Raw genomic sequence first — 12695 nt, 5'->3', positions numbered from 1 at the left:
ATGGTTCCTCGCATCCTTCGATCAGGCTCGGTCCGGGGACCGTGGTGGCACATTCAGCACGCGCTTGCCTCGGCCGAAAAGGCTGTCGCACTCGCGCCTCGTGCCGGCGAGGCGCGGATCCCCTCTCCCGTTCGGGAGAGGGACAGGTCTTTCCGGACAGGTCGTACCCCTCACCCCAACCCTCTCCGGGACGGGAGAGGGGGCCGTCCTGCGCCTGGAACGAGCCATCCGGGGCCGTCCTGCGGAGATGCGCGCACGACAACCCGCGTCAGGCGCGGGAAGAACGCGGCGAGCCTCCGCCAGAACCCCGCGCCTACTCGGCGATGGCGCCCTGCGGGACGTGGAAGCCGGGCGGGGCCTTCGGGGCCGCATCCTTGCGCGGCGCGGGTTTCGCCGGCCTCCGCGCGGCCGCTTTCGCCGGTTCCTGGCCGGCGCCGCTCGGGTCGGGCGCGCCGTCCGCCGGCCCAGCCTCGAGAGCGTTGCCCTGCGCGTTCCCCTTGGTGTTGCCCTTGGTGTTGCCCTTGGCGTTGCCCTTGGCGTTCCCCCTGCCCGCCCCCTTGCTCGCCCCTTGGCCGTTCCCCTTGGTCCCGCGTGCGACCACCGGCGGCGCGGCGACGGCGGGCGGGTCGATGCAGGCGCGGAAGGCGAGCGCGGCCAGCGGGGTGCCGTCCTCGGCCACGATCGGCAGCGGGTCGGGCAGGTCCGGCAGGCCGTTCTCCCAGCGGATCGGGGCGCCGAGCTGGGTTTCGAGGGCGGCGGGGGCGGGCCCGCGGCGCAGCGCCGTCAGGTCCGGCCCGTAGGCGGTGGCGGGCTTGGCCGCGATCACCACCTGCAGCACCTGGCTGGTTTCCGGCGTCAGCGGCCGCAGCGGGTTCGCGATGCTGGCGCGGCCGATCCGCGTCACCACCACGTCGAAGCCCTTGGCGCCCTCGAAGCGCGCCGCCCGCGCGCCGCAGGGTTGCAGCACCGCGAGGTCGGCGGCCGGGGTCGGCAGGGCCGGCTCGGGAGCCGGGGCAGGGACGGGCGCGGGGACAGGCGCAGGGGCGGCCGGCGCGGGCGGCGCGACTTGCGCCTGGGCCGGCGCCGCGGCGAGCCCGGCGGCCAGCAGCGCGAGCAGAAAGGTCCTCATCGCGGGTCGCCCTCCGTGCGATCGGGCCGGGCCAGGCGCGGCGCCTCCCGGCTCTCCGCCCGGATCGGCTCGAGGTCGAGCACCGCGCCGGAGCGGTCGATCGGGCTCGCGGTCGGGCCGATCTCGGCCAGCAGCAGCGCCTCGTCGGCGGCGTCGTGCTCGCTGTCGAGGCGCAGCGGTTCGCGCCGGCCGCGCGCGAGCAGCCGGAGCACCACCGTGCCGGCCACCGCGCAGGCCGCGACGGCCGCCAGGATCAGGAGCGTTTCCATTGCCCCGCAGCGTTAGCGCAAGCGGAGGCCGCATGCACCCCGGGGCACGCCTGCGACCGCACGCGGCCGGGATCCGCGGCGAGACCTTGGCCGGAGCGGAACGGTCCTTGCCTCTCCGGCCACGGGCCGCCGGCGCCTTGCACGCGCCGGGCGTCCCCGCCAAAAGCCGCCTGCCCCCGTCCTGCCGGAGCCTGACCGATGCGAACGCACGCCCATCGCGACCCGGAGGAGCTCGAAGGCCATCTCGTCGGGCTGATCGAGGCCTCGCGCGAGCAGGCGAGCGAGGATCCGTTCCGCAACCCCGTGCTGGCGGTGACGCTGGCGATCACCCGCCGGTTCGACCGGGACGAGATCGGCGAGGCCGACCTCGACGCGCTGTTCGTGCGCCTGCGGGCGCAGGCGCTGGCCGACCGCGCGGCGCGGCTGCGCGCCTACGTCGGCATCGAGGACCATCCCGATGCCGACGCGGCGATGCCAGCGCGCCTCGTCGCGGCGGTGCCCGACCGGCCCGGCGCCTTCGAGAGCTTCTGCGACCGGATCGCGCGCACCGCCTTCGCCGTGGTGTTCACCGCGCACCCGACCTTCGGCATGCCGAAGGCGGTGGCGGCCCTGCTCGCCGAGGCCGCGAGCCTCGACGACCCGGATGCGCGCGCGCCCCTGATCGAGAAGGCCGCCCGGCTCTCGACCCGGCCGGACGCGCCGATCACCCTCGACGGCGAGTTCGAGCAGGCCTGCGTGGCCGCCAACCACGGCCGCGAGGCGGTGGACGCGTTCAACGGCGCGCTGCTCGACGCCGCGCAGAGGCGCTGGCCCGACCGCTGGACCGAGCTGGTGCCGAAGCCCTTCGCCATCGCCAGCTGGGTCGGCTGCGACACCGACGGGCGCACCGACATCGGCTGGTGGGACACCCTGCGCTACCGCCTCGAATCCAAGCGCATGCAGCTCGACCGGGTGATGCGCCACCTCCCCGCCATCCCCGCCGCGAACGTGGTGCGGACGCTCGCCGAGCAGGCGCTGGCCGCCGTCAACCGCCAGCTCGCGGTGGCGCCGCGGCTCGGCGACAAGCCCTCGCTCGAGGCGGTGCACCGCTTCGCGCTGGCGCTGATCATCGAGCGCGAGCGGGCGCAGACCGATTCCGGCGCGCTGCTGGCCGGGCTCGCCGGCGCCGTCACCGCGGCCGAGACGGACGCCGACCGGCGCAGGATCGCGGTCCTGCGCTCGGGCATCGCCACGCACGGGCTCTCGAACGCGCTGCCGCATTTTCGGCTCAACGCCAGCCAGATCCACAACGCGGTCCGCCGGGTCATCGACCTCGAAGGCGAGCCGGCCGACGCCGCCCAGCGCCGCTCGCACCTCTCGGCGATCCACACGCTGCTCAACGACGTGCAGCCGGTGGCGGTGGATTTCGGCGCGCTCGCCGCCGAGCGCGCCTCCGCCGCCCGGCTGATGATGACGATCGCGCAGATCCTCAAGCACGTCGACGGCACGCACCCGGTGCGCTTCCTCATCGCCGAGACCGAGACCGGCTACACGCTGCTGGCCGCGCTCTGGCTCGCGCGCCATTACGGCATCGCCGACAAGCTCGAGATCACGCCGCTGTTCGAGACGGCGAGCGCCCTGGAGCAGGGCATCCGGGTGCTCGACGATGCGCTGCGCAACCCGCACTGGCGGCGCTACCTCAAGCGCATCGGCCGCCTCACCGTGCAGTTCGGCTATTCCGATTCCGGGCGCTACGTCGGCCAGCTCGCCGCCACCTTCTGGATCGAGCGGCTGCGCCTGCGCATCACCGAGATGCTGGTCTCGAACGGGCTCGCCGACGTCGAGCTGGCGATCTTCGACACCCACGGCGAATCGATCGGCCGCGGCGCCCACCCGACCTCCCTGCGCGACCGCCTCGCCTACCTCGCCCCCGAGGATGCGCGCGCGCGCAACCAGAAGGCCGGGATCAAGGTCCGCCTCGAATCGAGCTTCCAGGGCACCGACGGCTACCTGCTGTTCGGCTCGCAGGCGATCGCCGAGGCCTCGATCGCGCGGGTGGCCGAGCACGTCTACGCCCTCGACGTGGCCGAGGACGACGCCTTCCCCGACTACGCCCTCTCCGACGCGACCGAGGGCGCGGACGCCGCCGACGATCCCGTCTACGCCGAGACCGACTTCGCCCTCGAGTTCTTCACCGTCGTGCGCCAGGACATGGAGGCGCTGGTCGACGATCCCGGCTACGCCGCCCTGCTCGGCACCTTCGGCCCGGGGCTGATCGACCGCACCGGCTCGCGCCCGGTGGCGCGGCAGTCGGATTCGGGCGGGCCGGCACTGATCACCCATCCGCGCCAGATGCGGGCGATCCCCAACAACGCGATCCTGCAGCAGCTCGGCTACCTCGCCAACTCCCTGCACGGGCTCGGCCGCGCGGCGGGGCGCGCGCCCGACCTGTTCCGCGACATGCGCCGCGACTCGGTGCGGTTCTCCCGCGCCTTCCGCCTGGTCCAGCACGCGGCCTCGGTCGGCGACCTCGACGTGCTGCGCGCCTACATCGACACGCTGGACCCCGCGGTGTGGCTCGAGCGCGCCCGCCGCACCCAGAAGGACGGCCGGCGCGAGGAGCTGATCGTCATCGCCGGCGTCCTCGACCGCCTCGACCTCGCGCCGAACCTGCGCCGCCTGTTCGGGCGGCTGACCACCGACGCGCTGAGCCTGCAGGCCGCCGCCCCCGACCTGCGGAAGATGTCGGTGCGCCTCACCCTGCTCCACGCGATCCGCCTCGCGCTGATCCACCGGATCTGGTTCACCGCCGTCCACATCCCCGGCTTCCGGCCCCAGGCCGGCGTCAGCCGCGAGCAGCTGCTGGAGCGCTTCCTGCGCCTCGACATCGACGGCTGCCTGAAGCTCCTCGACGAGATCTTCCCCGTCACCCCCGACCCGACGCTCGGCCTCAACTTCGGCGAGCCGGCCGGCCCGCGCGACGTCGGCACCTACGAGGCCGAGCATTCCGGCCTGTTCCAGCCGATCGCCAAGATGTTCACCCAGGTGCGCGAGATCTCGGGGATGATCCAGCACGAGGTCGGCGCGTTCGGGTGAGGGGGCGCCACCCCCGTCATTCCGGGGCGCCGCAGGCGAGCCCGGAATCCGGAGCCGCCGAGGGTGCGGACTGAAGATCGACCTGCGGCACTGGATCCCGGGCTCCGCTGCGCGGCCCCGGGATGGCGGGGCGGAGCGGCGAACGATGCGGCCAGCCCGAGCCGCAGCCGCCTCACGCTCCCGTCACCACCAGCACCGTCCCGTCGATGCCCGTCACCCGCACCCGCGCGCCGGCGGGGAGGTCCGGGCCGGTGACGCGCCAGAGGGTGTCGTCGAAGCGGATGCGGCCGGCGCCGTCCTGGATCGGCTCGGCGAGCAGGCCTTCGCGACCGACGAGGCCGCGGTCGGCGCGGTTGAGGGTCGGGACGTGGTCGCGGCCGAGGCGGCGGGCGATGAGCACCGCGGCGACGGCGAGCCCGGAAAACAGCAGCAGCTGCGCCTGCCACGGCAGGGGCACGAGCGCCGCGACGAGGCCGGTGGCGAGCGCCGCGAGCCCGAGCCAGATCAGGAAGATGCCGGGCGCCGCCAGCTCGAGCCCGGCCAGCGCCAGGCCGGCGAGGATCCAGGCCCAGGCCGGACCCAGATCCGCGAAGGCGTTTGCCAAGATTTGAGACCAGGCGCCGGAGAAGCTCACGTCCGCGGCACCCCGACGCTGGGCGGCGCACCGGAGCGTGGGCGCGCGGGCGCCGCGCCCTCCCCGAACACCGACTTCGTGATCTCGGCGATGCCGCCCAGCGTCCCGGCGAGCGCCGCCGCCTCGATCGGCACCACGACGACCCGCTGGTTCGGGGCGGTGGCGATGGCGCGCACCGCCTCGACGTACTTCTCGGCCACCAGGAAGTTCGCCGCCGCGATGTCGCCCGCGGCGATCGCGGCGCTGATCATGCCGGTGGCCTTCGCCTCGGCCTCGGCCGAGCGCTCGCGGGCCTCGGCGTCGCGGAAGGCGGCCTCCTTGCGGCCTTCCGCCTCCAGGATCGCCGACTGCTTGCGCCCCTCGGCGCGCAGGATGTCGGCCTGGCGGTGGCCTTCCGCCTCCAGCACCGAGGCGCGCTTCTCGCGCTCGGCCTTCATCTGCCGGGCCATGGCGCCGGCCAGATCCGCCGGCGGCACGATGTCCTTGATCTCGATGCGGGTCATCTTCACCCCCCAGGGCGAGGCGGCGGCGTCCATCACCCTGAGCAGCCGCTCGTTGATCTCGTCCCGGTGCGAGAGCAGCTGGTCGAGGTCCATCGAGCCGACCACGGTGCGGATGTTGGTCATCGTCAGGGTGCGCGTCGCCACGTCGAGGTTGGAGATCTCGTAGGAGGCGCGGGCGGCGTCGAGCACCTGGTAGAACACCACCGCGTCGATGGTGACGCCGGCATTGTCGCGGGTGAAGGCCTCCTGGCTCGGCACCTCGATCACCTGCTCCATCACGTTGACGCGGCGCCCGATGCGCTCGACGAACGGGGTGATCAGCCCGAGCCCGGATTCGAGGGTGCGGGCGTAGCGGCCGAAGCGCTCGACGGTGAAGACGTAGCCCTGCGGCACGATGTTGATGCCGGCCGCCAGCGTCACGACCACGAGGATCGCCGCCACGACCGCGAAGGTGCTCAGGCCGATCGAGAGACTCATCGCCATCCCCGCAAGGCGCCGACGCGGCGCGCCGGCATCCTAGCGCAGCCGGGGGCGACGGCGCGAACGGGCGCCGCTCGTCCTCGCAGGGGCGGCGCCTCCCCACATCGCCCGGCTGGCGCGGGTCCGGGCGACGCGTCCGTGCCGTGCGGCTTGGAGCGTATTTTGCGCGATCACCGGATCGCGGAAACACGCTCTCACGCCTCGTGGGGTGGCGTTGCCTTCACCCGAGCCCGCGTCCACCTCGCGCGACGCTGCTCTAGCGCTTCCACACCCCGATGCGCTCGGTGCGGGCGTGGTCCTCGGCGGCGACGAGCTCGGGGGAGGCCTCGGGTGAGGCGCGGCCGCCTCCGTTGAACAGGACCACCTCGGAGAGGTCGCGGCCCTCGACGGTGCAGGAGACGTTCTCGCTGCCCGGCACCGGCGTGCAGGTGATCGGCCGGCCGGCGAGGTACTTGGTGAGCTCGTCCGCCTGCCCGCCGCGCACCCACTCGACGCCGAACAGGTGCATCAGCTTGCCGGCGACGCGCACGGTCGCGGTGTCGATGACTTCGGCCTTGCCGCTGATCGCGTTGGCGGCGGGCGGCGCCGGCGGCTCGGGCAGGCCGACCGTGTCGGCGGTCTCGGGCGGCGGCGTCACCGGATCGGGCGCGGGCGCGGCCGGCGCGGGTTTCTCGGCGCCGGCCCGCGTCGCACGCTGGGCCGGGCTCTCGTTCTCGGGCGCACGGTTGCCGACGACGAGGCCGGCCGCCAGCACCGCGAGCAGGGCCGCCGCGGTGCCGCCGGCCAGCCAGCGCCGGTGCTGGCGCACGGATTCGCCCTCGCCCTGCCAGTCGCGCAGGCGCGCGGCGACGCGGCCGACCTCGTCCCGGGCCGAAGCCCCGACCCGCGACGCCTCCTCGCGCCAAGCGGGATCGCGGGATGCCTGATCGGGGGATGCCGGATCGCGCGAGGCCGGCTGGGGGGCCGCGCCGGCCGTCGTCTCGGCGGCTCTGTTCGCCGCCGCCGCGTGCCGCGCGGCGAGCCAGGCGGCCATCCCCGCCCGGACGCCGGAGACGCGGTCGGCGGCGGATTCGGCGAGCGCCCGGCCCTGCTCGGTCGAGCGCTCGGCCAGCGCCCGGGCGCGCTCGGAGCCGGTCTCGACGAGGCGGGCGGTGGCGGCGCGCATCTCGGCGGCGCCGGCCAGAAGCGAGGCGTCCTTGGCGTCCTTGGCCGCCTCGGGCTCGGGCTCGGCCGGCACGGTCGCCGGCGGCCGGAACAGCGCCGGGTGCCGGGCCTGGATCTCGTCGACGAGCTCGGCGAGCGTCAGCGGCGCGTCCGACCCGGCATGACGGCGCGGGCGGCCGTGGCGGTCGACGACGCGATGGCCCGGCGGCGCTTCGGACGGCTCGACCGCCGCCTCGGCGAGGAGCTGCAGCGTGCGCAGGGCCACCGGCTTCGGGTTGCGGCGCGCGATCTCGGCCTCGACCGCGCCGCGCAGGGCCGCGCGCCCGGGGCCGGCGAGCGCCGGGCGCGCCGTCGCGGCCTCGGCTTCCGCATCCGGGGGCGTCGTGGCCGATGTTCCGGTGGCCGGTGGTTTCGTGGCCGAGGCTGTCATGGCGTGTCGTCTAGCCGTTGGCGCCGGCTCCGGGAAGCGCGCCGACCGTGGCGCCGCGGCGCAGCACCCGGCTCGATTCGGAGACGATCACCGGCCGGCCGCCGGCGAAGCTCACCTCGAGCACCAGCTCGGCGACCCCTTGCGAGCGCGCGCCGCGGGCCGGGTTGCCGGCCCGGAAGTCGACGAGGGTGCGCACGACGCAGCTCTGCAGCGCCGCATTGCAGGCGGTGCGGGTGTTGTGCGGCTCGTAGCGCCGCTCGGGCCAGCGCTGCGCGAAGCGGCGCTTCTCGGCGAGCAGGGCCGCGAACGTCGTCATCCGCCCGTGGAAGCGCAGGCGCTCGCCGTAGAAGCGCGACGCGCCCGAGACCATGGCGCCGTTCGATCCGGAGAAGGAGGCGAGGTAATCCTCGGCCAGGCCCTGGGCCTGCCCGGCCCAGTCGGCGAAGCGCGGGTCGGCCGCCGCCTCGCGTGCGCCGGAGGGAATCCGCGGCGCGACGGTCAGCGCGTCGGCGGCCGGCGTGTCCGAGAGCCGCCGCGCCGAGCGACGGCGCAGGCGCGGCCGCTCGGCGCGCCGGCTCGGCCCCCCCATGGCGGCCCCGTCGCGCTCGGTCTCCGCGAAGGCGGGCGCCGGGCTCGCCGCGTTCCCGGCGGGCTGCGCCGTCTCGCGATCCGGCTTCGCATTCCGATCGGTGCCGGCCGCGGTCTCGGAGGCCGGCCGCGTCGACTCCCGTGCTGGGGGCTGTTGCGCTTGCGACTGCGATTGCGGCTGCGGCTCGGCCTTGGGCGCCGGCGTGCCGGGCGCGACTTTCGCCGGCGGATCGACCCAGGCCGGAGGCGTCTGCGCCTGCGCTGCGCCGGCGGCGAGGATCAGGCCGAGCGCGAGCGTGGAACGCCGGGCGCCGAAGCGCGGGAGATCAGAGCACATGGGATCACCGGATGGTGGCCGAACGTCGAACGGGGCGTTTTAGAACGGCCGAGGTTAACGCAAGCGGGTGGGCGGCTGGTTCCGTCGGACCGGCACGCCGTCGCGGATCGACCGCCTTCGGCATCGACGGGTCGCGCGAATCGCGTCCGGTGCCGGCGGACGCCCGCGATTGCGCCGGCCGATCGGGAGCGCAAGACCGCGCCAAGACCACGCGAAGACCGCGCGAAGCACGCGCGTGCGCCCTCCCCGACGGGCGCGCAGTCCGCCCGGTGGACCCGGTCGCTCGAGGCACCCGGCCGGGCCGGGCCGAAGGCTTCGGTCCTGATCGATGCGAGCGGAAGACCGTCCAAGCCGCGGAAACCGCCGCCCCGGCCCATGGGAAGCGCGCGATTGCGCGGGCGCCGGGGTTGAGATCGATCGACCGGTACGCCACCTAGGCCGTATTCCGGGTCCGGGCCCCTCTGGCGGTCGAGGCGTCGACCGCGATGTCGGATCTCTGCCACGCCGTCGCCCCCGCGCCCCCGCGGGTGGGACGAACGCGCCGAAGGGCTGCCGCTTGTCCGATTCGCAAACTCGATCCGGGATGCCGGAGGTTTTCCGATGAGCGCGGGCGTTCCTCCCCATGACGGTGCAGCGGGCCGCCGCAGGGCGCTGCTGCTGTGCAACCCGAAGGCCCGCAACGGCGGCGGCGCGATCGACGCCGTGCGCGACGCGCTGCGCGCGGGCGGGCTCGACCTGGTCGAGCCGGAGCCCGAGCGCGATGGTTGCGCGGTGATCCGGCGGCACGCGCAGGATGTCGACCTCGTGATCCTCGGCGGCGGCGACGGCACCATGAACGCGGCGGCACCCGCCCTGGTCGAGACCGGGCTGCCGTTGGGCATCCTGCCGCTCGGCACCGCCAACGACCTCGCCCGCTCCCTCGGCCTGCCGCTCGACCCGGTGGCGGCCGCGGAGCTGATCACCACGGCGGCGGCGCAGCCGGTCGATCTCGGCTGGGTCAACGGGCACTACTTCTTCAACGTGGCGAGCATCGGCTTCTCGGCGGATCTGGCCGGCGGGCTCACCGCGGAATCGAAGAAGAAATGGGGCACGGTCGGCTACGCCATCGCCGCCTTCCGGGTGCTGCGCCGGGTGCGGCCCTTCACGGTGACGATCGAGCACGACGGAAAGCGCGAGCGCGTCACCACGATCCAGGCCTCGGTCGGCAACGGGCGCCACTACGGCGGCGGCATGACGGTGGAGGAGACCGCCACCGTCGACGACGGCAAGCTCGACTTCTACTCGCTCGAGGTGAAGCACTGGTGGCGGCTGCTCGCGCTGCTGCCGGCGCTCCGCCGCGGCACCCATGGCAGGGCCGAGGACGTGCGCGCCTTCCAGACCACCGAGGTGGTGCTGAGCACGCGCAAGCCGCGGGCCGTCAACACCGACGGCGAGCTCACCACCCACACCCCGGCGCATTTCAAGGTCTTCCCGAAGATCCTGAGGATCTACGCGCCGGATGCCGCCCGCCGGCCGGGCACCGCGAACCGGCTCTCGCCGCGCTGAGGCGCGCGCTTCGAGGGAGGGGCCCGATGGACCATCTCGTTCAGCTCGCCGCCGACCCGACGGTGTGGGCCGCGCTCGCGACCCTCGTGGTGATGGAGGTGGTGCTCGGGATCGACAACCTGATCTTCATCTCGATCCTGACGAACAAGCTGCCGCCCGAGCACCAGGCGCAGGCGCAGGCGCAGGCGCGCCGCATCGGCATCGGGCTCGCCCTGGTGCTGCGGCTCGGGCTGCTCGGCACGGTCGCCTTCATCGTGCAGCTGACGAGCCCGGTCTTCCAGGTCGCCGGCCACGCCTTCTCCTGGCGCGACCTGATCCTTCTCGCCGGCGGCCTGTTCCTGCTGTGGAAGGCCACCAGCGAGATCCATCACAGCGTCGACCCGCCGCCGGAGAAGGCGACGGGCGCCGCGGCGATCGGCTTCGCCGCGGCGATCGGCCAGATCCTGCTGCTCGACCTCGTCTTCTCGATCGACTCGATCATCACCGCGGTGGGCATGACCGAGCACGTGCCGGTGATGATGATCGCCGTGATCGCGGCGGTGATCGTGATGCTGGTGGCCGCCGAGCCGCTCTCGGCCTTCATCGCCCGGAACCCGACCGTGGTGATGCTGGCGCTCGGCTTCCTGATCATGATCGGCATGACGCTGATCGCCGAAGGCTTCGGGGCGCACGTGCCGAAGGGCTACATCTACACCGCGATGGCGTTCTCGGCCGGCGTCGAGGGGCTGAACATGCTGGCGCGGCGGCGGCGGCGAACCTGAGCGGCGGAGCGGTTTCTCCCTCCCCCCTCTGCGGGGGAGGGTGGCCCGCGAAGCGGGTCGGGAGAGGGGAGCGCGCTATCCGGAGAGGTCGCTCCCCTCTCCCGACCCTCGCTCACGCGAGGCCCACCCTCCCCCGCTTAAGGGGGGAGGGAAGAGGTACGGCGCATATGAAAAAGGCCACGATCCAAGGATCGGGGCCTTCTTTTTCGTCCGAAGGCCCGAAACCCCTCAGGTGTTCATCGAGTCGAAGAAGTCGCCGTTGCTCTTGGTCTGGCGCAGCTTGTCCATCAGGAACTCGATCGCGTCGGTGACGCCCATCGGGTTGAGGATGCGGCGCAGCACGTAGGTCTTCTTGAGCGCGTCCGGGGGAACCAGCAGCTCCTCCTTGCGGGTGCCCGAGCGGGTGATGTCGATCGCCGGGAAGATGCGCTTGTCCGAGACCTTGCGGTCCAGGATGATCTCGGAGTTGCCGGTGCCCTTGAACTCCTCGAAGATCACCTCGTCCATGCGCGAGCCGGTGTCGATCAGCGCGGTGGCGATGATCGAGAGCGAGCCGCCCTCCTCGATGTTGCGGGCCGCGCCGAAGAAGCGCTTCGGGCGCTGCAGCGCGTTGGCGTCGACGCCGCCGGTGAGCACCTTGCCCGACGACGGCACCACGGTGTTGTAGGCGCGCCCGAGGCGGGTGATCGAATCCAGCAGGATGACCACGTCGCGGCCGTGCTCGACCAGGCGCTTGGCCTTCTCGATCACCATCTCGGCGACCTGCACGTGGCGGGTGGCCGGCTCGTCGAAGGTCGAGGCGATGACCTCGCCCTTCACCGAGCGGATCATGTCGGTGACCTCCTCCGGCCGCTCGTCGATGAGCAGCACGATGAGGTAGCATTCCGGGTGGTTGATGGTGATCGACTGCGCGATGTTCTGCATCAGCACGGTCTTGCCGGTGCGCGGCGGCGCGACGATCAGCGCGCGCTGGCCCTTGCCGATCGGGGCGACGATGTCGATGATGCGGGGCGAGAAGTCCTTCTTCGGCGGCGCGTCGAGCTCCAGCTTGAAGCGCTGGGTCGGGAACAGCGGCGTCAGGTTGTCGAAGTGGACCTTGTGCTTGATCTTCTCCGGGTTCTCGAAGTTGATCGTGTTGACCTTGAGCAGCGCGAAGTAGCGCTCGCCGTCCTTGGGGCCGCGGATCGGGCCTTCCACCGTGTCGCCGGTGCGCAGGCCGAAGCGGCGGATCTGGGTCGGCGAGATGTAGATGTCGTCCGGGCCCGGCAGGTAGTTCGATTCCGACGAGCGCAGGAAGCCGAACCCGTCCTGCAGCACTTCGCAGGTGCCGGCACCGATGATCTCGACCTCCTTGGCCGCGAGCTGCTTGAGGATCGCGAACATCAGCTCGGCCTTGCGCATGGTCGAGGCGTTCTCGACCTCGACCTCCTCGGCGAAGGCGATCAGGTCGGTCGGCGTCTTGGACTTGAGGTCCTGGAGCTTGACCTCGCGCATGGCGTCGAGGTCGGAGGCCGCGAGCGCGCCCTCGGTCGACGGGGTCGGGTCGGGCAAGTTCGAGTCGGGCAAGTTCGAGCCTGGGATGTCCGCGAGGGCGGAGACGTCGGACTGTTCGTTCATGGGATGTCTTGAACCGACGAAAGCGAAGGTTGAGGCAGGGAGCCTGGCAATCGGGAGAGGGCGCCGGATGTCTGGCCGCAAACGGTTGCGGCGGACCCGTGCATCGTCTGGGCGGAGCCCCGGGGGCTCACGGATGCGGCGGCGGCGCTTTTTTTAGGAGGGC

At 73.2% G+C, this 12695-nt stretch carries 10 protein-coding genes; 3 read left to right on the top strand and 7 right to left on the bottom strand.

Translation table 11 applies throughout. From position 1 onward, the window contains the following. Positions 1-313: 313 nt before the first annotated feature. Together MKK64_RS07185 and MKK64_RS07180 are read right to left on the bottom strand one after the other, a co-directional pair. Entirely contained in the window at positions 314-1129 is an 816-nt protein-coding gene (locus MKK64_RS07185; RefSeq protein ID WP_243933048.1) for a hypothetical protein, read from the bottom strand. After that, positions 1126-1398: a hypothetical protein gene (locus tag MKK64_RS07180; protein ID WP_147728644.1), complete on the bottom strand. Its 273-nt coding sequence runs from the start codon at positions 1396-1398 to the stop codon at positions 1126-1128. Before MKK64_RS07180 ends, MKK64_RS07185 begins: the two co-directional genes overlap by 4 nt. Positions 1399-1596: 198 nt before the next feature. On the opposite strand from MKK64_RS07180, the gene MKK64_RS07175 reads away from it, so the two are divergent. Next, complete coding sequence (locus MKK64_RS07175; RefSeq protein WP_243933035.1) at positions 1597-4473, top strand: phosphoenolpyruvate carboxylase; 2877 nt, start codon at positions 1597-1599, stop codon at positions 4471-4473. Positions 4474-4645: 172 nt separating this feature from the next. Here the strand turns inward: MKK64_RS07175 and MKK64_RS07170 are convergent, their stop codons facing one another. The 4 genes from MKK64_RS07170 to MKK64_RS07155 all read right to left on the bottom strand — a co-directional run bounded on the left by MKK64_RS07170 (position 4646) and on the right by MKK64_RS07155 (position 8609). Continuing rightward, positions 4646-5080, bottom strand: coding sequence for an NfeD family protein (locus tag MKK64_RS07170; RefSeq protein WP_147844151.1), 435 nt, complete (start codon positions 5078-5080; stop codon positions 4646-4648). Between the two features lie 23 nt (positions 5081-5103). Beyond that, positions 5104-6087 carry an SPFH domain-containing protein gene (locus tag MKK64_RS07165; RefSeq protein WP_243932826.1) on the bottom strand — a complete coding sequence of 328 codons (984 nt, stop codon included), beginning with the start codon at positions 6085-6087 and terminating at the stop codon, positions 5104-5106. A 259-nt stretch (positions 6088-6346) separates the two neighbouring features. After that, positions 6347-7684, bottom strand: a complete 1338-nt coding sequence (locus tag MKK64_RS07160) for a nuclease (protein ID WP_243933025.1) — start codon at positions 7682-7684, stop codon at positions 6347-6349. Between the two features lie 10 nt (positions 7685-7694). After that, a complete protein-coding gene (locus MKK64_RS07155) occupies positions 7695-8609 on the bottom strand; it encodes a hypothetical protein (protein ID WP_243933023.1) in 915 nt (304 codons plus the stop codon). A 600-nt stretch (positions 8610-9209) separates the two neighbouring features. On the opposite strand from MKK64_RS07155, the gene MKK64_RS07150 reads away from it, so the two are divergent. Then, positions 9210-10154: a lipid kinase gene (locus tag MKK64_RS07150; RefSeq protein WP_243932823.1), complete on the top strand. Its 945-nt coding sequence runs from the start codon at positions 9210-9212 to the stop codon at positions 10152-10154. A 26-nt stretch (positions 10155-10180) separates the two neighbouring features. After that, positions 10181-10915, top strand: coding sequence for a TerC family protein (locus MKK64_RS07145; protein WP_243933004.1), 735 nt, complete (start codon positions 10181-10183; stop codon positions 10913-10915). A gap of 228 nt (positions 10916-11143) precedes the next feature. Here MKK64_RS07145 and rho read toward each other — a convergent pair whose 3' ends face one another. Next, complete coding sequence (gene rho, locus MKK64_RS07140) at positions 11144-12409, bottom strand: transcription termination factor Rho (protein ID WP_147728289.1); 1266 nt, start codon at positions 12407-12409, stop codon at positions 11144-11146. Positions 12410-12695: the final 286 nt, after the last annotated feature.

Origin of the sequence: Methylobacterium sp. E-025 (assembly GCF_022829705.1) — a bacterium.
Taxonomy (GTDB): Bacteria; Pseudomonadota; Alphaproteobacteria; order Rhizobiales; family Beijerinckiaceae; genus Methylobacterium.
The sequence above is the reverse complement of the archived record's forward strand: the minus strand, read 5'-3'. Positions and strand labels throughout refer to the sequence as shown.

Excerpts from the sequence above, each read along its gene's own strand:
- MKK64_RS07185 (WP_243933048.1), bottom strand. The coding sequence starts at position 1,129 with ATGAGGACCTTTCTGCTCGCGCTGCTGGCCGCCGGGCTCGCCGCGGCG.
- MKK64_RS07180 (WP_147728644.1), bottom strand. The coding sequence starts at position 1,398 with ATGGAAACGCTCCTGATCCTGGCGGCCGTCGCGGCCTGCGCGGTGGCC.
- MKK64_RS07175 (WP_243933035.1), top strand. The coding sequence starts at position 1,597 with ATGCGAACGCACGCCCATCGCGACCCGGAGGAGCTCGAAGGCCATCTC.
- MKK64_RS07165 (WP_243932826.1), bottom strand. The coding sequence starts at position 6,087 with ATGAGTCTCTCGATCGGCCTGAGCACCTTCGCGGTCGTGGCGGCGATC.
- MKK64_RS07160 (WP_243933025.1), bottom strand. The coding sequence starts at position 7,684 with ATGACAGCCTCGGCCACGAAACCACCGGCCACCGGAACATCGGCCACG.
- MKK64_RS07155 (WP_243933023.1), bottom strand. The coding sequence starts at position 8,609 with ATGTGCTCTGATCTCCCGCGCTTCGGCGCCCGGCGTTCCACGCTCGCG.
- MKK64_RS07150 (WP_243932823.1), top strand. The coding sequence starts at position 9,210 with ATGAGCGCGGGCGTTCCTCCCCATGACGGTGCAGCGGGCCGCCGCAGG.
- MKK64_RS07145 (WP_243933004.1), top strand. The coding sequence starts at position 10,181 with ATGGACCATCTCGTTCAGCTCGCCGCCGACCCGACGGTGTGGGCCGCG.
- rho (WP_147728289.1), bottom strand. The coding sequence starts at position 12,409 with ATGCGCGAGGTCAAGCTCCAGGACCTCAAGTCCAAGACGCCGACCGAC.